The organism is Halocalculus aciditolerans (assembly GCF_014647475.1).
In the GTDB taxonomy this organism is placed as follows: Archaea; Halobacteriota; Halobacteria; order Halobacteriales; family Halobacteriaceae; genus Halocalculus; species Halocalculus aciditolerans.
This window is the reverse complement of the sequence record NZ_BMPG01000005.1, coordinates 11,713-30,393: the sequence shown is the minus strand read 5'-3', so window position 1 is coordinate 30,393 and position 18,681 is coordinate 11,713. Positions and strand designations below refer to the sequence as shown.

At 67.8% G+C, this 18,681-nt stretch carries 19 protein-coding genes; 10 read left to right on the top strand and 9 right to left on the bottom strand.

Annotation, left to right across the window (positions count from 1 at the left end; translation table 11 throughout):
• The first annotated feature begins 51 nt into the window (after window positions 1–51).
• Both IEY26_RS15015 and IEY26_RS15010 read left to right on the top strand, forming a co-directional pair.
• Complete coding sequence (locus tag IEY26_RS15015; RefSeq protein WP_188980403.1) at window positions 52–1,890, top strand: UvrD-helicase domain-containing protein; 1,839 nt, start codon at window positions 52–54, stop codon at window positions 1,888–1,890.
• Window positions 1,890–3,104 carry a M24 family metallopeptidase gene (locus IEY26_RS15010; RefSeq protein WP_188980401.1) on the top strand — a complete coding sequence of 405 codons (1,215 nt, stop codon included), beginning with the start codon at window positions 1,890–1,892 and terminating at the stop codon, window positions 3,102–3,104. Before IEY26_RS15015 ends, IEY26_RS15010 begins: the two co-directional genes overlap by 1 nt.
• A 108-nt stretch (window positions 3,105–3,212) precedes the next feature.
• Here the strand turns inward: IEY26_RS15010 and IEY26_RS15005 are convergent, their stop codons facing one another.
• A complete protein-coding gene (locus IEY26_RS15005; protein ID WP_188980400.1) occupies window positions 3,213–3,440 on the bottom strand; it encodes a DUF7533 family protein in 228 nt (75 codons plus the stop codon).
• Window positions 3,441–3,527: 87 nt separating this feature from the next.
• On the opposite strand from IEY26_RS15005, the gene IEY26_RS15000 reads away from it, so the two are divergent.
• Window positions 3,528–4,118 carry a riboflavin synthase gene (locus tag IEY26_RS15000; RefSeq protein ID WP_188980397.1) on the top strand — a complete coding sequence of 197 codons (591 nt, stop codon included), beginning with the start codon at window positions 3,528–3,530 and terminating at the stop codon, window positions 4,116–4,118.
• Window positions 4,119–4,136: 18 nt separating this feature from the next.
• On the opposite strand, the gene IEY26_RS14995 is transcribed toward IEY26_RS15000, so the two are convergent.
• Window positions 4,137–5,165 (bottom strand): PrsW family intramembrane metalloprotease, encoded by a 1,029-nt coding sequence (locus IEY26_RS14995; protein WP_188980395.1) that lies wholly within the window; start codon window positions 5,163–5,165, stop codon window positions 4,137–4,139.
• A 111-nt stretch (window positions 5,166–5,276) separates the two neighbouring features.
• Here IEY26_RS14995 and IEY26_RS17700 point away from each other — a divergent pair, with 111 nt between their 5' ends.
• Genes IEY26_RS17700 through IEY26_RS14985 form a run of 3 tightly spaced genes read left to right on the top strand, consistent with a single transcriptional unit; the run spans window position 5,277 to window position 7,325 of the window.
• Entirely contained in the window at window positions 5,277–5,405 is a 129-nt protein-coding gene (locus IEY26_RS17700) for a hypothetical protein (protein ID WP_268239817.1), read from the top strand.
• Between the two features lie 58 nt (window positions 5,406–5,463).
• Window positions 5,464–5,940: a DUF7532 family protein gene (locus IEY26_RS14990; protein WP_188980393.1), complete on the top strand. Its 477-nt coding sequence runs from the start codon at window positions 5,464–5,466 to the stop codon at window positions 5,938–5,940.
• Window positions 5,937–7,325 (top strand): DUF402 domain-containing protein, encoded by a 1,389-nt coding sequence (locus IEY26_RS14985; RefSeq protein ID WP_188980391.1) that lies wholly within the window; start codon window positions 5,937–5,939, stop codon window positions 7,323–7,325. Before IEY26_RS14990 ends, IEY26_RS14985 begins: the two co-directional genes overlap by 4 nt.
• Before the next feature lie 83 nt (window positions 7,326–7,408).
• Here the strand turns inward: IEY26_RS14985 and IEY26_RS14980 are convergent, their stop codons facing one another.
• The 5 genes from IEY26_RS14980 to IEY26_RS14960 form a co-directional block, all read right to left on the bottom strand.
• Window positions 7,409–8,008: a bacterio-opsin activator domain-containing protein gene (locus tag IEY26_RS14980; protein ID WP_188980389.1), complete on the bottom strand. Its 600-nt coding sequence runs from the start codon at window positions 8,006–8,008 to the stop codon at window positions 7,409–7,411.
• Window positions 8,009–8,067: 59 nt separating this feature from the next.
• Window positions 8,068–8,439 (bottom strand): NifU family protein, encoded by a 372-nt coding sequence (locus IEY26_RS14975; RefSeq protein ID WP_188980387.1) that lies wholly within the window; start codon window positions 8,437–8,439, stop codon window positions 8,068–8,070.
• Between the two features lie 123 nt (window positions 8,440–8,562).
• Window positions 8,563–9,525, bottom strand: a complete 963-nt coding sequence (locus IEY26_RS14970) for an ROK family protein (protein ID WP_188980385.1) — start codon at window positions 9,523–9,525, stop codon at window positions 8,563–8,565.
• Window positions 9,526–9,586: 61 nt separating this feature from the next.
• Window positions 9,587–10,279, bottom strand: a complete 693-nt coding sequence (locus IEY26_RS14965) for a TIGR00266 family protein (RefSeq protein ID WP_188980383.1) — start codon at window positions 10,277–10,279, stop codon at window positions 9,587–9,589.
• 66 nt (window positions 10,280–10,345) lie between these two features.
• Entirely contained in the window at window positions 10,346–10,795 is a 450-nt protein-coding gene (locus tag IEY26_RS14960) for a universal stress protein (protein ID WP_188980382.1), read from the bottom strand.
• A gap of 59 nt (window positions 10,796–10,854) precedes the next feature.
• On the opposite strand from IEY26_RS14960, the gene IEY26_RS14955 reads away from it, so the two are divergent.
• From IEY26_RS14955 to IEY26_RS14945, 3 genes are all read left to right on the top strand, one after another.
• Entirely contained in the window at window positions 10,855–11,595 is a 741-nt protein-coding gene (locus IEY26_RS14955) for an SDR family NAD(P)-dependent oxidoreductase (RefSeq protein WP_188980380.1), read from the top strand.
• A 194-nt stretch (window positions 11,596–11,789) separates the two neighbouring features.
• On the top strand, window positions 11,790–12,554 hold the full coding sequence (locus IEY26_RS14950) for an SDR family oxidoreductase (RefSeq protein ID WP_188980378.1): 765 nt from the start codon (window positions 11,790–11,792) through the stop codon (window positions 12,552–12,554).
• 152 nt (window positions 12,555–12,706) lie between these two features.
• Window positions 12,707–13,180 (top strand): YbaK/EbsC family protein, encoded by a 474-nt coding sequence (locus tag IEY26_RS14945; RefSeq protein WP_188980376.1) that lies wholly within the window; start codon window positions 12,707–12,709, stop codon window positions 13,178–13,180.
• A 542-nt stretch (window positions 13,181–13,722) separates the two neighbouring features.
• Here IEY26_RS14945 and IEY26_RS14940 read toward each other — a convergent pair.
• Both IEY26_RS14940 and IEY26_RS14935 read right to left on the bottom strand, forming a co-directional pair.
• The gene (locus IEY26_RS14940; RefSeq protein WP_188980374.1) at window positions 13,723–14,547 is read right to left on the bottom strand and encodes a hypothetical protein; all 825 of its coding nucleotides are present in this window, start codon (window positions 14,545–14,547) and stop codon (window positions 13,723–13,725) included.
• Window positions 14,548–14,935: 388 nt separating this feature from the next.
• Window positions 14,936–15,508: an LURP-one-related/scramblase family protein gene (locus tag IEY26_RS14935; RefSeq protein WP_188980372.1), complete on the bottom strand. Its 573-nt coding sequence runs from the start codon at window positions 15,506–15,508 to the stop codon at window positions 14,936–14,938.
• A gap of 203 nt (window positions 15,509–15,711) precedes the next feature.
• On the opposite strand from IEY26_RS14935, the gene uvrA reads away from it, so the two are divergent.
• Window positions 15,712–18,669, top strand: a complete 2,958-nt coding sequence (gene uvrA / locus IEY26_RS14930; RefSeq protein ID WP_188980370.1) for an excinuclease ABC subunit UvrA — start codon at window positions 15,712–15,714, stop codon at window positions 18,667–18,669.
• The last annotated feature ends 12 nt before the right edge of the window (window positions 18,670–18,681 follow it).

The following is an 18,681-nucleotide window of genomic DNA, read 5'->3' as shown; positions in this document are numbered from 1 at the left end:
CCGACGCGCAAGTCACGCCGTTTATAGGGAACCGGCCCGTGTAACTGTGTAATGACCGAGTCGGATCCGGAGGTCACGCGCTTGTTCGGCGGGCCGGGGAGCGGGAAGACGACCGCACTCCTCGACCGCGTCGAGGAGATTCTCGAACGCGACGGCGTCACCGTCCGGGACGTACTGGTCGTCTCTTACACGCGAGCCGCCGCCGCGGAGGTCCGCGAACGCCTCGCGGAACGCCTCGACACGAAGCCGCGGTCGCTCCGCGGGAACGTCAGCACGATGCACGCGAAAGCGTACGAGCTCCTGAACCTCTCCCGCGGCGACGTCGTCGGGGAGAAGGACAAGGAGTCGTTCTGCGAGGAGTACGGCATCCCCTACGAGGACGAGTACTCCTCGGGGAGTCGCCGAACGGCACGCTCCACCGCGCTCGGGAACAAGGTCATCGCGACGAGTCAGTGGCTCCAGCGAACGGACCGGGAGGTCGCCGACTGGTACGACGTCCCCTTCCGCTGGAACGAAGAGGAGGTCCGACTGCCGCCGGACATCGACGACAACGCGCAGACGGGGAACAAGTACACGCCGACGTGGCCGTCGAGCGACGACCGCTACGACATCCCCGAGGCGATTCGGGCGTGGCGGACGTACAAGGGCGAGAACGATCTCGTCGGGTTCGCGGACATGCTGGAGCGCGTGCAGCAGCGCTCGCTCGTCCCGAACGTCGACTACCTCGTCATCGACGAGTTCCAGGACATCACGAGCCTCCAGTACGAGGTGTACAAGGAGTGGCGGCCGCACATGGAGTCCGTCCTCATCGCGGGCGACGACGACCAGGTCGTCTACGCGTGGCAGGGCGCGGACCCCGACCTCCTCCTGGAGACGAAGGTGACGGAGGACATCGTCCTCCCGAACTCCTACCGCCTCCCGTCGAAAGTGCTGGAAGTCGTCCAGCAGGAGGTGAGCCACATCGAGCACCGCCAGGAGAAGAACCTGAAACCGCGGAAGGAGGGCGGGACGGTGGAGGCCGTGGACAGCCCGTCGATGCTCGACCTCGTGCGGAACGTCCGCGGGACCATCGAGGAGGAGGAGGACGAGACGGTGATGGTGCTCTTCCGGGCGCGCTACCAGCTCTTCGACTTCCTCGACGAGTTCATCGGCGAGGGCATCCCGTTCCAGGCGCTGACGGACCAGCGGATGTGGACGGACCGCCTCCAGCAGTACGTGAACGCCGTCGAGGCGCTGGACGCGGGCGAGGACGTCGACGGGATGCAGGCCCGCCGCCTCGTCGACATGCTGCAGGAGTCGGCGTTCGGGACGAACGACCGCGGCGACCTCCGGCAGGTCGTGGAGGACCGCGAGGAAGAGCTCGGCATCGACGACCCGACGCAGGTGACGGTCGACGCGGACACCGTCCGGGACATCATCCCGTTCGTCCCCGGGCCGAGTTCCGCGGCGGACATGCTGCGGAAGGTGACGCGCTACCAGCGCCGCAGCGTGGACGCGTACTTCTCCGGTGACTACCGGGGGACGGCTCCCGACAGAGTCCGCCTCGGCACGATTCACTCCGCGAAGGGTCGTGAGGCCGACCACGTCTTCGTCGCCACCGACCTCACCGAGAAGGTCGTCGAGCAGATGGCGGCGACGGCGGACCCCGACGACCTCCCGGAGGGCATCGAGGAGTTCACGCGGCAGACGGACCCGGTGCCGATTCTCACGGACAACGAACGCCGCGTGTTCTACGTCGGGATGAGCCGGGCGCGCGAGCGCCTCGTCATCATGCAGAACCTCGTCGACGGCGCGCCGACGCTCCCCATCGACGTGCTGCTCTACGGCGAGCCGACGGACAAGCCGCTCGGCGAGACGCTGGACGAGACCGCCCCCATCAACTTCCACTGATGCCGCCGACCGGCGACGACGCCGGGGGCGACTCGGGTCGCGCGACGCCCGACCGTGCGGCGAGTCGTCCCGGATACGGCGCGCTCGCGGCGGAGCTCGCGGCGCGCGACGCCGTCGGATTCGTCGCCGTCGGCGACCGGTTCGACGACGACCTCCGGTATCTCACGCGGTTTTCGGGGCCGGACCGGGCGTGGCCGTTCGTCTACGCGGGCGAGGAGGCGTTCCTCTGCGCGCCCGCGCTGTTCGCTGAGCAGGCGCGCGAGGAGTTCGCTGGGACGGTGCTCACACAGGGCGACCTCGCCGCGGACGCGGCGGGCGCGCAGGCCGCGGAGCTACTCGCGGAGCACGCGGGCCTCGACGGCGGCACCGTCCTCGTTCCGGCGTCGCTCCCGCACGACGCGGCGGTCTACCTCGAACGCGCGGGGTTCGCCCTCGAATCGACGGACGCCGTCGCCGAGGCGCGGCGCGTGAAGTCGGCGTGGGAGGTCGAGCGGCTGCGCGAGGTGCAGGCGGCGGCGCAGGCGGGGATGGCGCGCGCCGAGACCGTGCTCGCCGAAGCGGCCGTGCGCGAGACGGACGACCGCCTCGTCCACGAGGGCGTCCCGGTGACGACGGAGTACCTGCGGCGCGAGGTGAACGCCGTGCTCGGCGCGGAGGGCGTCTCCGACGCGCACAACACGGTCGTCGCGGCGGGCGGGGCGTGCGCGGACCTCCACTTCTACGGCGACGTTCCCGTGCACGCGGACGAGACGGTGCTCCTCGACGTCTCGCCGCGCGGCCCCGAGGGCTACTACGGCGACCTGACGCGGACGTTCGTCGTCGACTCCTCGGGCGGCTGGGACCGCCGCGCCTACCTCGCCGTCGAGTCGGCGCAGGACATGGCGTTCGACGCCATCGAGGCCGGCGCGCCCGCCGAGTCAGTCCACGAGGAAGGCGCGGCCGAGATCGTCGCGTACGGCTTCGGCGCGGGCGCAGACCTCGACGCGGGGTTCACGCACGGCGTCGGTCACGGGGTCGGCGTGAGCCTCCACGAAGCCCCGTCGCTCACGGCGAGCGAGGAGCTACGGGTCGGCGACGTCGTGACGGTCGAACCGGGGGTTTACGACCCCGAGAAGGGCGGCGTGCGCATCGAGGACCTCGTCGTCGTCACCGAGGACGGCTTCGAGAACCTCACGGACTACCCGCGGAGCAGCACGCCGCGCGTCCGGCGCTGAGCTGAGGCGAAGGCCTGGCGGCCGAGCGTGGAGTATCCGGCTAACGGAGAGCAGTCCGGTGGGCGTCGAATTGTTCGGTGAGCGTGGAGTGGTCGAGAGAACGAGTCCTCAGTCCTCGTCGGGGTCTTTGACGAGTGTCCCGCCGAGTTTTTCGAGGTAGTCGCCGGGGTCGAGCGGGTTGGGGAGGACTGTGGGGACGGTGAGGAGGAGGACGGCGAGGCCGAGCGCGGCGTACCCGAAGGGGTCGCCGGCGAGGCTGCGGCGGACGCCGAAGACGATGAGCGGCGCGGCGACGACGAGCATCCCCGCGAATCCGAGCGTCCCGATGATTCCCATACGCTTCTGTCCGGCGCGGAGCCACATAACGCTCTCGTCGCCGCAGAGCGTAACGGTCATGGAACGCTCCCCGATAGTTAGACGTAGATGTTCACGGGAATCGTCGAAGCGACGAGCCGCGTCGAGCGAGTGACAGACACCGAAGACGGCCGTCGGCTCCGTCTCGAAGACGGCGGGCTCGGGCCGTTCGAGCATGGTCAGTCCATCAGCGTCTCCGGCGTCTGCCTCACCGTGGAAGAGTACGGTGACGGCTGGTTCAGCGTGTTCACGGCGAGCGAAACCCTGGAGAAGACGACGCTCGACGCGGTCGAAGCGGGCGACGGCGTGAACGTCGAGCGCGCGATGCCCGTCGACGGCCGGCTCGACGGCCACGTCGTTCAGGGGCACGTCGACACGACGACGGACGTCGTCGGCGTCGAGCGGGTGGGGGAGGACTGGACGTTCACGTTCGCGCTCCCCGACGGCTACGAGCGCTACGTCGCGCCGAAGGGCTCGGTCGCGCTGGACGGCATCAGCCTCACGGTCGCGGCCGTCGACGACGACGCGGGGACGTTCGACGTCGCCATCATCCCGACCACTTACGACGAGACCACGCTCGCGGAGCGGGCCGTCGGCGACCGCGTGAACGTCGAAGTCGACGTCGTCGCGAAGTACGTCGACCGCCTCGATTCGTACTGAGAGAGAGCCACAGGGCAGTTAGTCGACGCGTTCGACGGCGGGCGTGAGGCCGTCGAAGTCGTCGTCGACGCGGCCGGCGTCGTACTCGCGGTACTTCTCGCGGTAGCGGGCGAGTTTGCGGTAGAGGATGTAGAAGAAGACGCCGTCGTAGACGAAGACGAAGAGGAGGTAGGCGACGCCGCCGCCGATGGGGAGGAAGTACGTGAGGACGCCGACGTGGCCGACGAGGGAGTTGTAGGTGGCGTGGATGACGGCGGCGACGAGGAGGCCCTTCACCACGATCGGGCCGCGCTTGCCGGGGTTGAACTTCGCGAGGCCGAGGTAGTAGCCGGCGAACGCGGAGTAGATGACGTGGCCGGGGCCGGCGAAGAGGCGGACGGCGGCGGTGTCGAGGGCGGCCTGAAGGGCGGCCTGGCCGCCGCCGGTGCTCGCCGCCTGGAGCGCGGGGCGCGTGATGTAGATGAAGTTCTCCACGGTGGCGAAGCCGAGACCCGCGATTGCGCCGTAGACGGCACCGTCGACGACGGAGTCGAAGTTCGGGCTGTCGTAGGCGTAGAGGCGGACGGCGAGCCATTTGACGGTTTCCTCGACGGGGCCGACGACGAGGAAGAAGAAGAGGACCATGCCGACGAGCGGGACGACCTGGAAGACGCCCTGCAGCATGGTGTTGACGACGGCGGCGAACCCGGCGAAGAGGAAGCCGAGGAGGAACGTGACGACCATGAGGTCGAGCGGCTCTTTGATCGTGACGTCGATCTTCCAGACGACGAGCGCGAGGAAGAACGCCGGGATGACGGAGAGGACCGTGAAGACGGCGATGAAGGGGTTGCTGACGGCGGCGACGCCGACGATGGCGAACTGCGCGGCGAGGATGAGGACGGCGACGACGGCGAGGATGTATTCGACGTTCGTCGTGAGGAAGGCGTGGAGGCGGGTGGCGACGTGGTCGACTATCGAACGGTCCTCCCAGTCGGCGACGTCGTAGAGGTCGGCGTCGTCGGCGGCGGCGCGACGCACGGGGTCGTAGGCGTCCGGGCTGTCTGGCATACGCCGGCTTCTCGGGCCACCGACTTGGTTCTTCACACAACCGGGGAAATACCTACGTGTTAATATGCCTAAATGGTGGGGTTCAAGTAGTGGAGCCACTCGTGGTATCGTATGACACGAAGTCCGAGCCGAGGCCTGCTGTACACCGCGCCGCCCGCGGAGAACGCGAACGACCGAGACGACCGACGCGTCGCCGCTGACGGCGGCGACACCGCCGAGCCGACGCCCGCCGACGACTGATTCTCCACCGACGCGGATAGACGCCGACGTTTTAGTGGTCCCGCTCGAAGCACCGCCAATGTTGTTCGACGCGCGGACACGCGAACACCTCCGCGACGCCGGTCTCACGCGCGACGACCTGCGACGCATCGAGGACGCGGTCGCGGCCGACGCCCGCGAGACCGCGGACGCCGTCGAGTCGTTCTTCGACGCACACGACGTCGTCTACTCCGACATGGACCTCACGCACGCGAAACACGACCGCCCCGAACACGACGTCGACTACTGCGACCTCTTCACGCACAGCCAGGACATTCGCGGCTTCCTCCGATTCGAGACGTGGGGCGCGTACGTGGAAGGCGCACGCGTCCTCCGCTCCGCGGAGGACGCGGACAGAGCGAGCGGGAGGGCAAGCGACACGCGAGCCGCGCGCCGCGAAGCGGAGGACGGGAATGACGCGGACGCGACGGACGCGCCGCCCGTGCTCGTGGAGTTGTCGCTGGGGGCGACGGTGCACGACCGGGTTCGGTTCGCGGCGTCGCGGGAGGCACTGTGAGAGCGCGCGTTCGCGGCATCTACGCGACGGCGGGGACGGCGCGGTTGCGGGGCGCGGGGCACGCGGTGGTGCAGGCGTCGCCGCCGATTCGGGAGCGGTTCGACGGCGAGTTTCCGACGGCGGCGGCGGACGTCTCAGTGGAGACGACGAGCGACCGACAGGGCGTGTGCGTCACCGGCGGCGCGGATTCGGTCGCGGACGCGGTCGAGGCGCTGCGCGGGTTCGACACGTTCGTCTGGGCGGCCGCGCTCCCGCAGGACGCGGTGTTCGACGGGGTGGTGACGCGGACGACGCGCGGCGGCGCAATCGTTGACGTGGGCGTCGGCGAGGGCTACCTGCCGTTCGACAACGCCGACGGGCACGTCGAGGAAGACGACGCGGTGCGGGTGCAGGTCGCGGAGCCGAAGCCGCCGTGGGCGGACGACCGCGCGGTGCTCGACACGGAACTCCGGCTCACGGGGTCGCTCGGCGGCCTCGTCCGCGGGCGGGACGCGGCGGTGGCGTCGACGCCGCCCGGCGACAGCGAGCTCGCGCAGCTGACGGAGATGCTCCCCGCCGGAGTGCCCGACGGCTGGGCGGTCGAGTGGGGGTACGCGGCGGCGGACGCGTCCATGGACGACCTGAACGACGCGCTCGCCGACCTCGCAGAGGCGGCGACGGAGCTAGACGCGGCGCTGGCGGGGACGCTCGACCCGACGGCCGAGGTCGCGTCGCCGGCGGCGACGACGTGGTGTTGGTTCGGGCGGGCGACGCGGGACGCGTTCGACGAGACGCGGCGGGAGGTCGTGGCGACGATGCCCGGCCACCACCGCGTGAAGGCCGCGGACCGCGCGGCGAGCGCGGCGGTGGACTTCGCGGAGGGCGTCGGCGTCGACGCGGAGGCGTTCCCGTTCGAGGCGGTGTCGGACGCGTTCGGGCCGCGCGAGGACGACCGGGTCGCCATCCAGCACGGGAAGCCGGACGGCCGACTGCTCGTGCTCGGCCGCGGTGACGTGACGAGCCTCGACGCGGATGCGAGCCGCATCACGGTGAAGCGGTCGATGACGGCGGGCGGGTCGTACGACGCGCTCGGCGTGCCGCGGAGCGAGGGCGACGTCGCCGTCACGCGGTTCGTGGAGGGACGCTGGTGGTATCCGACGGTCTACCGAGACGCCGACGGCGGGGTGAAGGGGACGTACGTGAACGTGAACACGCCGCTCGAACTCTTCCCGGACGCGGTGCGGTACGTCGACCTCCACGTCGACGTGCTCAAGCACGCGGACGGCCGGGTCGAAGTCGTCGACGAGGACGAACTCGAAGCGTCGGTCGAAGCGGGGGAGATGCCGCGGGCGCTCGCGGACGAGGCGCTCGACGTCGCGGAGACGCTCGCGGACCGACTCGGCTGAGAAGGAGGGGTAACTGAGAGAGACGGCGCTAACCCCCCGTCCTCGAGGAGCGAGGGAAAAGCCGAGCGAGTAGGGCGGGGTAGTTAGGGTTTGACGCGGTCGTAGGCGTCCCGGACGTCGTCGGGGGTGACGGCGAGGGAGGTGGCGACGTCGTCGAGGGACGGCGGGTCGAAGGGGTCGAAGTAGCCGAGGTCGAAGAGGTAGCCGACGATGTCGAAGCCGCGGGTGTCGTCGAAGTCGTCGGCGGCGGAGAACGTCTGGATGCCGTCAACAGGAAGCCTGTGGCGTTCGGTCGCGGTGAGGAAGGCGTCGACCGCGGGTTCGCTCGGGAAGCGAACGACGAACCGCGTGGCGTCCGTGGTGCCGGCGGCGGTCAGGACGTCGGCGTCGGTGTCGAGGAGGAGGTCGAGGAGGCTGCTGTCGTCGTGGATGCACTCGGCGCGGAAGAGCACTTGGCCGTCGAGGGTGTCGAGGGCGACGACGTCGCGCACGACGGCGTCGGCGGCGAGGCGTTCGGCGAACGTGTCGGGCGCGACGTCGCCGTGGACCCAGAAGTGGAGCGCGAGCGCGTCACAGCCGAGGGATTCGACCCGGTCGAGTTCGACCCGGACGTCGTCGGCGGGGAGCGCACGCGTCAGTAGGAACTGCGCTCCGGGCACGGTGAACGTCGCGACGAGACTCACGACCTCCGGTATTCCCCGATAGGATAAAAGAATAGCGCCACCCGGGGCGGGCGCTCGCGTTAGAAGTGGGCGTCGGAGGCGGGGCTGCCTTCGCCGCGGCCGCCGCGGCCGCCCTCGTTCCGGTCGATGCCCATGACGGACTCCGGTTGCTGTTCGTCCCAGCCGGCGGTCCCGTCGTCCTGGAAGCGGACGGTGACCTCCTCGACGGCGGGGAACTCCGCGGCGAGGTCGGTCTTGATGCGGTGTGCGGTTCGCGGGCTGATGCCGCACCCCGAGCAGGCACCGCCGAGTTCGACGACGACTTCGCCGTCGTCGGGGTCGGCTTTCCGCACGGCGCTGTTCCCGCCGTGCATCTGGATGATCGGCATCTGCGCGGTCAGCCACGTCTCCACGCGCGAATGTAAGTCCTCGCCGTCCGCCGTCTCACTCATACTACGCGGGTTCGTGCTACAGATACGTTAACCGTGGGATTCAGGCGGCGCAGCGCGGCGACCGCGAGAAGCGCGGGACGGCGACAGAGAGGGGCTCGACAGTCGGAAGAACGAGCAGCGTCGTCAGTACGCGTTACTGCGGTCGCCGGTGCCGCCGGTGATGGCGGACGCGACGGCTCCTTTGAGGACGACGTCGTCGCCGAGCGTGGTGAGTTGGATGTCGGGGACGTTCGCGAACACGAGGTCCTGGACGCGGTCGCGGATGGGGTCGAGGACGAGTTCCTCGTTGTGGAGGGCGACCGCGCCGCCGACGTAGATGACGATGGGGGCGTAGGCGTCGACGATGTTCGTGATGCCCATCGCGTTCCAGTCGGCGGTCTTCTCGATGACGCGGCGCGCGAGGGGGTCGTCGGGGTTGTCGAAGACGTCTTTCGCGGAGAAGTCGGGGTCGTCGAGCGGGAGGGCGGTGTCTTCGCCGTCGTGGAGGTCGCGGGTGTACTTCGGGATGGAGTTCCCGGAGCAGTAGGCCTCCCAGTGGCCGTCGCGGCCGCAGCCGCAGGTGCGGCGGCCCTCGGGGTCGAGGACCATGTGGCCGACTTCGCCGGCGTTCCCGTCCCAGCCGGAGAGGACGTGGCCGTCGACGGCGACGCCCGCGCCGATGCCGGAGGAGATGGTGACGTAGACCATGTCGTCGGGGTTCCGGTCGGAGAAGAAGCGTTCGCCGATGACGCCGGCGGCGGTGTCGTTGTGGAGGAAGACGCGGTCGGTGGCGGCGAGCTCTTGGAGCGGGCCGACGAGGGGGATGCGTTCGACCGCGGGCGGGAGGTTCGCGGGGTCTTCGACGACGCCGGCGGCGAGGTCGAGCGGGCCGATGCTGCCGATGCCGACGCCGGCGAGGTTCCGGGTGTCGATGCCCGCGCTCGCGGCGGCGTCCCTGACCGCGTCGAGCACGGCTTCGGTGACGGCGATGCCGGCCGGGCCCTGTGGGGTCGCGCGCCGCTCGACGGCGAGCACCTCGCCCGCGTCGTTCGCGACGGCCGCTCGGAGATTCGTCGCGCCGAGGTCCACGCCCGCGAAGTACGCCATACACGTATGTCGCGGCCCGCGGCCCACTTAACCCTAGAGATTTCTTCGGGCCGTAGTTACCTCACGACTGACTCGACGGCTGGGGGAGTTTCGGGATGAGCCAGTTCAGGAAGGCTTCCTGACTCCGCGTCTGCAGCCAGACGCGCCCCGGGCCGCGGAACCGGCAGACGAGGCCTTCGCCGGAGAAGAGCGTGGATTTCAGCCCGCCGATGCGCTCGACGTCGAAGCTCGCGGTGTCCTCGAACGCGACGATGTGCCCGGTGTCGACCGTGTACTCCTCGCCCTCCGCGAGGTCGACGGTGTCGATTGCGCCGTAGCTGGAGACGAAGACGTCGCCCGCGCCCTCCAGCCGGAGGAGGAAGAGGCCTTCGCCGCCGAAGAAGGAGCGGCCGCCGCCGAACTCCGTGTCGAGTTCGATGTCGTCGCTCGCCGCGAGGAAGGAGCCGGACTGGACGTAGAGAGTTTCGGGGCCACCACCATCACCGAGTTCGTGTTGGACGATGTCGCCGGGGAGGGCGGGCGCAAGGGTGACTTCGCCGCGTTCCTCGGCGGTGAAGGTGTTGACGAAGAAGGACTCGTCGCCGAGGACGGAGCGTTTGAGCGAGGAGAGGAAGCCGCCTTGTGCGGCGGTTTCCATGGCGACGCCGGCGTCGTGACTGACCATCGCGCCGGCTTCGGCGCGCAGGCCGTCGCCGGGTTCGAACGTGATTGCGGCGAGCGCGAACGACGGCCGGTGACGGATGTCTGCGTCCATACCGGTTCTCCGTCGCCGTCGAGTATGAATGTACGCCTCGGACGCGAGAAGAGTCGAGCGATGGGGTTAGTCGCCGCGGACGAAGGTGACGGGGCAGGGGGCGTTGAGGATGACTTCCTGGGCGGTGCTGCCGAAGACGGCTTTGCCGGTGGGGCTGCGGCGGCGGCCGCCGACGAGGACGAAGTCGGCGTCGACGTCTTCGGCGGTGGCGACGATGGAGGAGCCGTGTTCGCCGACGCGGCCGCGGACGTCGTATTCGACGTCGGCGTCGTCGAGGGAGCGGCCGATGTCGCGGATGGTGGCGTGGCGGCGGGCGATTTCGTCCTCGGTGAGCTCCCCGTGGTCGTTCACGTCGAGGCTTTCGAGGGTCGTCTGGTACTCGCTGCTGGTGAAGACGTGCGCGAGGACGACGTTCGCGCCGGTGGGGACGGCGAGGTCCACGAGCGTCTCGGCGAGTTTCTGCGCGCGGTCCGCGTCGTTCGGGCCGACGGCGAGGAGGATCGTCTCGATGGCCATAGGCAGAGCACCGACCCCGCATGCTTAAACCTATGTCGTCGGCGGGAGAGAACTCCGGCATGCTCACACCGGACCTCGCGGGACGCACGGCGCTCGTCACGGGGAGCGCGGACGGGCTCGGCCGGAGTATCGCGCTGTCGCTCGCGCGCTGCGGCGCGGCCGTCGCCGTCCACTACCACTCCAGCGACGCCGCGGCGGCCGCGACCGCCGAGGACGCGCTGGACGCGGGCGCGCCCGCCGCGACGACCGTGCAGGGCGACGTGACCGACGAGGCGGGCGTCGACGACCTGTTCGCCGCCGCCGAAGCCGAACTCGGGAGCGTCGACGTCCTCGTGAACAACGTCGGGGATTTCGCGCCGTCGCACTGGAGCGAACTCGACGCGGACACGTGGCGGCGGGTCTACGAGACGAACCTCCTCGGGACGATGCTCTGCAGTAAACGCGCGCTCCCCGGGATGCGCGAACGCGAGTGGGGGCGCATCGTCAACATCGGGTACGCATCCAGCGAGAAGGGGCTCGTGAACGCGAAGAACTTCCCGTACTTCGCGGCGAAAGCCGGCGTCCTCATGTTCACGCGGATGCTCGCGAGCGACACCGAGATGGACGGAATAACCGTAAATGCCGTCTCTCCCTACGTCGTCGAGACGTCCGACGAGTTCCCGGACGACGCCCCGCGCGGCCGCTGGGCGACGCCCGGCGACGTCACGCAGGCCGTCCGGTTCTTCGTCGACGAAGACTCCGAGTACATCTCCGGGGAGAATGTCGAAATAGACGGCGGCTGGCTCCCGGAGAACGTCTAGCGCGGTCTTGTTAGCGCAGGTTTTCGCCGTGAGACCGCGGAGCGGTCGAGCGGGAAAAGCGTGCGTGATGGATATCGAAGCGGGTGGCGGCTGGCTCCCGGAGGACGGCCGACTGTCTGGTAATACGCTTTGGGTTCCGGAACCCGTCACCCGCATGGCGAACACCCGAATGTTTCGAGTACTTTATTTAACTCATGAAGGAAATCGACCTGAGCGGGAAGGCGGCAGTCGTGACCGGCGGGGCGAGCGGGAACGGGCGCGCTATCGTGGAGGCGTACGCGGAGGCGGGCGCAGACGTGGTGGTCGCGGACATCCAGCCGGAGCCGCGGGAAGGCGGGACACCGACGCACGAGCTCGCCGCGGAGGAGTACGGCGTGAACGCGACCTACGTGGAGTGCGACGTCTCCGACGTCGACGCGCTCGCGGACGCCGTCGAGGCGGCGGACGCGTTCGGCGGCGTCGACGTCATGGTGAACAACGCGGGCATCTTCCGGCAGAAGGATTTCGTCGACGTGACCGAAGCCGAGTTCGACCAGCTGATGGATATCAACGTGAAGGGCGTGTTCTTCGGCGCGCAGGCCGCGGCAGAGCGGATGCTCGAAACCGGCGGCGGCTCCATCATCAACATGTCGAGCGTCGCGGGGCTCCGCGGGGCCGGGACGTTCTCCGTCTACAACACCTCGAAGGGCGCGGTGCGCCTCCTGACGTACTCGCTCGCGGACGAACTCGGCCCGGAAGGGATTCGCGTGAACGCCATCCACCCCGGCGTCATCGACACCGCGATGACGAACGAGGACGTTCCCATCGCGACCCAGGAAAGCGCGGAGGACACGCCCCTGCACCGCCTCGGCCAGCCGGATGACGTCGCCGGCGCAGCGCTCTACCTCGCTTCGGAGGACCTCGCCGGCTACGTCAACGGCGAATCCCTCGTCGTCGACGGCGGCCAATCGAACACGTAACGAGACACGCTTTGTAGTGCGGGTTTTTCGGCGAGCGCGACGGCGCGAGCCCGAAAAACGTGCGCGCAAGCCCTCGTCGTCGACGGCGGCCAGTCGAACGCCTGATCGCGGCAGGGCGAATCTTTACTTCGCTTCCCGCGCTCCGAGCGGGTATGCACGAGCGAGCCCGCGATTTCGTCGCAGAGGCCGAGGACCGATACGGCGTGACGCCCGCGGTGACGGAGTTCCCGGAGGGCACGAAGACGGCGGCGGACGCCGCGGACGCCGTCGGCTGTGAGACCGCGCAGATCGCGTCCAGTATCGTGCTCAGCGCCGACGGCGACGCCGTCGTCTGCATCACGAGCGGCGCGAACAGAGTCGACATGGACAAAGTCGCGGACGCCGTCGGCGCGGACTCGGTCTCGATGGCGGACGCCGACCTCGTCAAGGACGCCACGGGGTGGAGCATCGGCGGCGTCCCCCCGATCTGCCACACCACCGATTGCCGCGTCCTCATGGACGAGACCCTCCTCGACTACGACGAAGTCTGGGCGGCAGCGGGCACGCCGACGACTGTCTGGCCCATCGCTCCCGACGAACTCGCCGAACTCGCCGAGGCCGACGTCGCGGACGTCGCGGAAGAATAGCGGTTCACTCGTTCTCCGCGTCGACACCCTGCCCCCACTCGTCGCGGCCCTCGCTCCCGAGCCTGTCAGACGCGGCTCTCGGGGTCGCCATCGCCGACGGTCTGAACGGAGGTCCGACGACGATCATCCTCGAACCAGTCGACGGGCATACAAGAGTTAGCAGGCGGGAGTATAGGGTAAGGGAGGTAATCGGCGTGTTGCCGAACAGCTGCCGAGGCTCGGTAAGTACAGTGGCTGTGCTGAACAATCCATGGTGCAAGCGTTCGGCGACCGAGCGGTCCGTGAGGAACCGGTATCGCGCGAGAGCAAGCTCTCGCTGAGTCACACTCGCTCACTGTGTTCGCTCGCGTGACGGCCGCCGATTCGCCGAGGGCGAGGCCGAGGAACCCCCGAAGGGGGTGACGACGGCTTGTGTTCGAGCTTTCGCAAGCGACCGCAGGGAGCGCAGCAAAGGTCGGTGTGTACGCCTACATAACGAACTCCATCCCCAATTTCGCTAGCCTGCACAGCGAGGGTCCTACTGTGGATAGCACGGCGAGCCGTCATTCATCAGGAGCGGGATATTTGAGTTCGCCGCTCTCCGAACGATCTTTGAGCCACACCGATCCAAGCTCAACATCATCCAAGTCAGTGAGACGATCTCGGAGGGTTGAGATGCGCCCTTTCCCCGAGACATAGAGTACGTTCTCGTACTCATGCTCGGCGATGGCAGTCTGTGTCCGCGAAACCATTTCATCGGTGCGTTCCTCTTCCGTCAGCTTGGCACCGATAACAAGGCCAGCGACTCCGAGACTGAACGCGACGAGAACGAGCGGGATCGAAGTGATCTGGAAGAGTGCATAATAAAAGAGGACACAAGCAGGGAGGGCACTAATCACGGCGAGACGCTCTGATGCTTGGCCGAGCCACCGAAGACACCAAAACCCGACGTTTCCGAAGACGCAGATAATCGCTACCGGGATCGGTGAGAAGACGACAGCGAGACCGATCAGAACAGCCCAGTTGGCGATACTGAACCAGAGACCGCCTGCTGAGAAGTAACGCTGGAAATGGGGATCAACCTTGTGAAGTGAAATCCCGTGCTCGGCATGAACTTCTCGTGCAGCGCGGACTTCTCCCGGAAATACGCTCCGAGCGCGAAGAGCAAGCAGTGCAAGTTGAGGAGATCCAACCATAGCGAATCCCGTAACAACTAGTGGGAGTCGGAGAAATGCGAGTAACCAGTATCTGACCCGGATCCGTTCCTCTGGCGCTTCGATACAAACCGCCTCTGCATCGGTTGCCGTGACTCGCTCTTCGATCTCCGTTTTGATGTTTGAATACCGGTCCGAGTGGGCCGCGCCGAACAGATGAATCAGACTCGCCATATCGGATATTTAATGTGGCTGTAATTAAATTTACGCTTCAGTGATAGCCGCCCTTTTACGAGTATGTGCTGGTGTAAACGAAGGCAGAGAGAGTATCTCGTTCCACTAAGTGGCTGTGCTGAACAACCAATGGTGCAAGCGTTCGGCGACCGAGCGGTCCGTGAGGAACCGGTATCGCGCGAGAGCAAGCTCTCGCTGAGTCACACTCGCTCACTGTGTTCGCTCGCGTGACGGCCGCCGATTCGCCGAGGGCGACGCTAGGAGCGCTCGGGCCGACGACCGAAGGGCGCGAGTGTAGCGAGCGGACTGAAGGAGGAGCGCTTTTTCCCGAGTTTTTGCCGAGCGACAGCGCGCGAAGCGCGCCGAGCGCAGCGCAAAAAGTGGGTGTCTAGTTCCCTTCGATGGCGTCGATGACCATGGCGGCGGCGAGGACGGCTTCTTTGGGGACGTCGCTGGCGTCGTCGATAGTGACGGTATACTTGTCTGCGAGGGAGAACTGGCCGGCGACGCGGCCGACGTGGTCGCCGTCGGCGTCTCGGATTTCGTACTTGTGGGGGATGACGGAGAAGAGGTCGCTGATGGCGCGGAGGGCGTCGACGAGTTTGGATTCGGATTCGATGGTGGCGATGAGGGCTTCAGTGTCGGGGTCGCGGAGTTTCCACTTGTGGGTGAGGAAGGTCCAGTTCTGGTCGAGAACGAGGACGGGTTCGTCGGTCTGAGCGTCGATGAGGGCGTAGTTGCCGGCGACGTCGAGGATGCCGCCGGCTTTGACCGTGAAGGCGGGCCGGCCGTCGCCGGTCTCGAAGGGGAACTCCTCTTTGAGCTTGAACATCTTCTGTTTGCCGCGGAGGACGACGTTCCCCCGGGTGTCTTCGGCTCGGTACTTGTTCCTGACGAGGGATTGAGTGACGAGGTACTCGTCGTCGGTGAGGTCGAGCGCCCGGATGTCGTAGTCGGTCATACTCCGTGATGGCGCGTGATGCGGGATAAAGACGGGGGTGGTGTTGGCGTCGGAAAGGCGGCGTGGGCGTGCGGGCGTTCGCGACGGCGAGGAGACAGTGAGGTGGGAGGGGAGGTGGTGAGGTGCTGGAGGGTGAGGCGCTGGGGGAGTTCGGGGTGTGGCGACCGACAAGCCTTCACTGTCGCGCGCGCTATCTGGGAGCAATGAGTGAGGACTTCATCGAGGTCCGCGGGGCGGAGGAACACAATCTGAAAGACCTCGACGTGAAGATTCCGCGGGAGGCGTTCAACGTGGTGACGGGCCTCTCGGGGTCGGGGAAGTCGTCGCTGGCGTTCCAGACGGTTTACGCGGAGGGCCAGCGCCGCTACATCGAGTCGCTGTCGGCGTACGCGCGGAACTTCCTCGGGCAGATGGACAAACCGCAGGTGGAGTCGGTCGAGGGGCTGTCGCCGGCGATCAGCATCGACCAGAAGAACGCGGCGAACAACCCGCGGTCGACGGTGGGTACAGTGACAGAGCTCCACGACTACCTGCGCTTGCTGTACGCGCGGGTGGGGACGCCGCACTGCCCGGAGTGCGGGCGTGAGGTTGGCGAGCAGTCCGCCCAGCAGATGGTGCGCCGCGTGCTGGAGCTCCCGGAGGGGACGAGGGCGAAGGTCGCCGCGCCGGTCGTCCGCGACCAGAAGGGCGCGTTCGAGGACCTGTTCGACGACCTCCTCGGCGAGGGGTATTCGCGGGTCGAGGTGGACGGCGAGTCCTACGACCTCGCGGTGGAGAAGCCCGAACTCGACGAGAACTACGACCACACCGTCGACGTCGTCGTCGACCGCGTGAAAGTCTCGGAGGACGCGCGCTCGCGCATCACGGACTCCGTGGAGACGGCGCTGGAGGAAGCGGACGGCGTCCTGAAGGTCATCCTCCCGGACCCGCCGGCGGACGTCGAACTCGGCGGGTCGACGGCGCGCGCAACGGGCGACCTCGCGGGCGAGGACGACGAGCGACTGGTGGTGGAGTTCTCGGAGGCGCTCGCGTGCACGCACTGCGGCATCGACATCTCGGAGATAGAGACGCGGAGCTTCTCGTTCAACAGCCCGCACGGGGCGTGCCCGGAGTGTGAGGGCATCGGGGAGACGAAGGAGGTCTCGGAGGCGCGCGTGATCGAGGACGAGTCGAAACCCCTCAAACACGTCTTCGAACCGTGGAGCTACAACCGGAGTTACTACCAGACGCGGCTGGACAGCGTCGCCGAGCACTTCGGCGTCTCGCTCTCGACGCCGTTCGAGGACGTCGACGAGGAGATTCAGCAGGCGTTCCTCTACGGGACGGACGAAGACGTGGTGTTCAAGCGGCAGACGAAGAACGGAGTGAGAAGGAAGGAACAGCCGTTCGAGGGCGTGATTCCGAACCTGGAGCGTCGCTACGTGGAGACGGATTCGGATTCGACGCGCGAGCACATCGAGGACTACATGTCGGTGACGACGTGCCCGGCGTGCGAGGGATCGCGGCTGAAGCCCGAATCGCGCGCGGTGCTCGTGGACGGCACGGGCATCGCGGCGGTGAACCACATGAGCATCGCGGACGCGCTCGAACACTTCGAGGGCGTCGAGGACTCCCTGGACGAGCGGGAGCGACAGATCGCGGAGGAGATTCTGAAGGAGATCCGCGCGCGCCTCGGCTTCATGACGGAGGTCGGCCTCGACTACCTCACGCTGGACCGGGAGGCGTCGACGCTCTCCGGCGGGGAGAGCCAGCGGATTCGGCTCGCGACGCAGATCGGGAGCGGGCTCGTCGGCGTCCTCTACGTCCTCGACGAACCCAGTATCGGCCTTCACCAGCGGGACAACGACCGCCTGCTGAACACCCTCGAAGAGCTCCGCGACCTCGGGAACACGCTCGTCGTCGTGGAGCACGACGAGGAGACGATGCGGCGCGCGGACCAGGTCATCGACATGGGGCCGGGGCCGGGCCGCCACGGCGGCGAAATCGTCGCGCAGGGCGACGTCGAGGAAGTGATGGCGACCGAGGGCTCCGTCACCGGCGACTACCTCTCGGGACGCAAGCAGATTCCCGTGCCCGAGGAGCGCCGCGACTGGGAGGACTCGCTCACGGTTCGCGGGGCGCGCCAGCACAACCTCAAGGACCTCGACGTCGACATCCCCGTCGGCGCGTTCACCGCCATCACGGGCGTGTCGGGGAGCGGGAAGTCCACCCTGATGCACGACATCCTCTACAAGGGGCTCGCGCGCTCGATGAACGACAACACGAGCGTGCTGCCGGGCGAGCACGACGGCATCGAGGGGATGCAGCACATCGAGAAAGCGCGCCTCATCGACCAGTCGCCCATCGGCCGGACGCCCCGGAGTAATCCGGCGACGTACACGGGCGTCTTCGACTACGTCCGCGAGAAGTTCGCGGACACGAAGCTCGCCAAGCAGCGCGGCTACGAGAAGGGCCGCTTCTCGTTCAACGTGAAGGGCGGGCGCTGTGAGGAGTGCGGCGGGCAGGGAACAGTGAAGATCGAGATGAACTTCCTCAGCGACGTCCACGTGCCCTGCGAGGAGTGCGGCGGCTCTCGCTACAACGACGAGACCCTCGACGTCACGTACAAGGACGCGACCATCGCCGACGTCCTCGACATGAGCGTCGAGGAGGCCTACGACTTCTTCGAGGCCGACTCCCGACTGGGTCGCCGCCTCAAACTCCTGATGGACGTCGGCCTCGACTACATGAAGCTCGGTCAGCCCTCCACGACGCTCTCTGGGGGCGAAGCGCAGCGCGTGAAGCTCGCCGAGGAGCTCGGGAAGAAGTCCTCCGGCGACACGCTCTACCTCCTCGACGAGCCGACGACGGGCCTGCACTCGGCGGACGAGCGGAAGCTCATCGAGGTCCTCCAGCGCCTCACGGATAGAGGGAACTCCATCGTCGTCATCGAGCACGAACTCGACCTCGTGAAGAACGCCGACCACGTCATCGACCTCGGCCCCGAGGGCGGCGAGGCCGGCGGCGAACTCGTCGCAGAAGGCACTCCCGAGGAGGTCGCGCGCGACGAGGAGAGCTACACGGGACGGTACCTCCGCGATAAGCTCCCCCGCGTCGACATCGCGGGACCGCGGAGCGACCGCGAGAAGCCCGAAGCGCCCGCGCCGGCGCAAGACGACTGACGCGGTTCGGAA

Coding starts and splice junctions, on each gene's coding strand:
- IEY26_RS15015 (WP_188980403.1), top strand. CDS start 52: ATGACCGAGTCGGATCCGGAGGTCACGCGCTTGTTCGGCGGGCCGGGG.
- IEY26_RS15010 (WP_188980401.1), top strand. CDS start 1,890: ATGCCGCCGACCGGCGACGACGCCGGGGGCGACTCGGGTCGCGCGACG.
- IEY26_RS15005 (WP_188980400.1), bottom strand. CDS start 3,440: ATGGGAATCATCGGGACGCTCGGATTCGCGGGGATGCTCGTCGTCGCC.
- IEY26_RS15000 (WP_188980397.1), top strand. CDS start 3,528: ATGTTCACGGGAATCGTCGAAGCGACGAGCCGCGTCGAGCGAGTGACA.
- IEY26_RS14995 (WP_188980395.1), bottom strand. CDS start 5,165: ATGCCAGACAGCCCGGACGCCTACGACCCCGTGCGTCGCGCCGCCGCC.
- IEY26_RS17700 (WP_268239817.1), top strand. CDS start 5,277: ATGACACGAAGTCCGAGCCGAGGCCTGCTGTACACCGCGCCGCCCGCG.
- IEY26_RS14990 (WP_188980393.1), top strand. CDS start 5,464: ATGTTGTTCGACGCGCGGACACGCGAACACCTCCGCGACGCCGGTCTC.
- IEY26_RS14975 (WP_188980387.1), bottom strand. CDS start 8,439: ATGAGTGAGACGGCGGACGGCGAGGACTTACATTCGCGCGTGGAGACG.
- IEY26_RS14970 (WP_188980385.1), bottom strand. CDS start 9,525: ATGGCGTACTTCGCGGGCGTGGACCTCGGCGCGACGAATCTCCGAGCG.
- IEY26_RS14965 (WP_188980383.1), bottom strand. CDS start 10,279: ATGGACGCAGACATCCGTCACCGGCCGTCGTTCGCGCTCGCCGCAATC.
- IEY26_RS14960 (WP_188980382.1), bottom strand. CDS start 10,795: ATGGCCATCGAGACGATCCTCCTCGCCGTCGGCCCGAACGACGCGGAC.
- IEY26_RS14955 (WP_188980380.1), top strand. CDS start 10,855: ATGCTCACACCGGACCTCGCGGGACGCACGGCGCTCGTCACGGGGAGC.
- IEY26_RS14950 (WP_188980378.1), top strand. CDS start 11,790: ATGAAGGAAATCGACCTGAGCGGGAAGGCGGCAGTCGTGACCGGCGGG.
- IEY26_RS14945 (WP_188980376.1), top strand. CDS start 12,707: ATGCACGAGCGAGCCCGCGATTTCGTCGCAGAGGCCGAGGACCGATAC.
- IEY26_RS14940 (WP_188980374.1), bottom strand. CDS start 14,547: ATGGCGAGTCTGATTCATCTGTTCGGCGCGGCCCACTCGGACCGGTAT.
- IEY26_RS14935 (WP_188980372.1), bottom strand. CDS start 15,508: ATGACCGACTACGACATCCGGGCGCTCGACCTCACCGACGACGAGTAC.
- uvrA (WP_188980370.1), top strand. CDS start 15,712: ATGAGTGAGGACTTCATCGAGGTCCGCGGGGCGGAGGAACACAATCTG.